Here is a 1,341-nt window from a genome sequence, read left to right on the forward strand (position 1 = left end):
GACACTCATCGATCACCTGGACGATCGGCCGACCGCTATACTGTTCACGCTCAGCCAGTGCAGTGATCACGTTGGTGATTGAGATCACCGCCAGGGCCAGCTGAGCGTCATACCCCCCATCTGCGTAGTGAGCGAGGTCGATGATGGTGACATCGCACTCCGGCCACGGCGTGCCCTCACGGTTGAAGACTTCGCCATCGAAGCCGTCGACGAAGAGGCCGAGGGCCTCCCCCATCTCATAGGCCCGCTGCCGCCCCCGCTCCGGCGTCGTTTCGTCCCGGGCGATCTCTTGGAAGCCCGCACGCACGTCTTCGGTGAGGCACTGGCGCCCTTCGGCCACCGCCCGATGGGCGGCGCGATAGATCGCATCCCGCACCATGCGCTGGTCCGAGCGACGAAACAGCGCCTCCTCTTTCGGGTCGCCGCCGGTGATCATGAGCCGGGCAGTAATCCCCATCTCACCGAGCAGGTTGCGCTCATCGTTGTCATCAGCCTCATCGACCAGCGCATCCGGCGCGTCGGCCAGGGAGGCCTCATCGCCGTCATCCGCCATATCGCGGTGATGCCGCTTCGCCTCCTCCTCGCTCTCGAGCAGCCGGTGGGCCTCATAGAACGGTGCCAGGCTCACACCCGAGCCCGGGGCCAGCTTGACGCGGTTCACCGACATTCCCTTGCGCTGGAAATACTCCCCCAGCAGGCCGAATGAGTTTCCTTTCTCGATGACGAAAAGCCGAGGGCGATGGATGGCCATCACCTGGCTGAGCGCCCCGTTCAGGGTCGCGGATTTACCAGCCCCGGTTGGACCAAAGAACAGCGCGTGAGCATTCGCCTGGCGATCGTCGAGATTCAGGGGATCGAACGAGAAGGTCTCACCACCACGGTTGAAGAACGACATGCCCGGGTGGCCGGTGCCGCGAGTCCGCCCGAAAAAAGGCGCCAAGTTGGCGAGATGCTGGACATAATTGAACTGGGTATACCAGCGGTTCTTCTTGTCGAGCTCCGGATCGAAGTTCATCGGCAGCCAGCGCAGGTAAGTGTTCAGCGAGGCCACCTCGTCTTCCGGATCCACAGGCTTGAGGTGGACCGTGGCCAGCTGGGTCGTCAGGTCCAGAATCTGGCTCTCCAGATCCTTGTCACTCTCGCCGCGGACATAGAAGACCAGGCTGCTTTGGTAGAGCTTGTGACCTGCCCCCAGCTGCTCCCTAGCCCTGTCGCAGTCCCCCCGAATGTTGGTGCTGCTGATACTGTTCCCGTGCGCCTTGCCTCGCAGCCGATTGATGTGATCCTCGAGCGGCTCCTGGGGAATGGCCATGATCGTCAGACAGGCTTCCGTCCCCTCGG

The 1,341-nt window shown here is 62.9% G+C and carries 1 protein-coding gene; it reads right to left on the bottom strand.

Annotated features, from left to right (window positions below; translation table 11 throughout):
- Positions 1-1,312: conjugative transfer ATPase (locus tag ACGTN6_RS20505; RefSeq protein ID WP_394594902.1), on the bottom strand; the 1,312-nt coding region annotated here is incomplete at its 3' end.
- Positions 1,313-1,341 lie beyond the last annotated feature (29 nt).

This window comes from Halomonas sp. B23F22_20, assembly GCF_043496985.1.
Lineage (GTDB): Bacteria > Pseudomonadota > Gammaproteobacteria > Pseudomonadales > Halomonadaceae > Halomonas.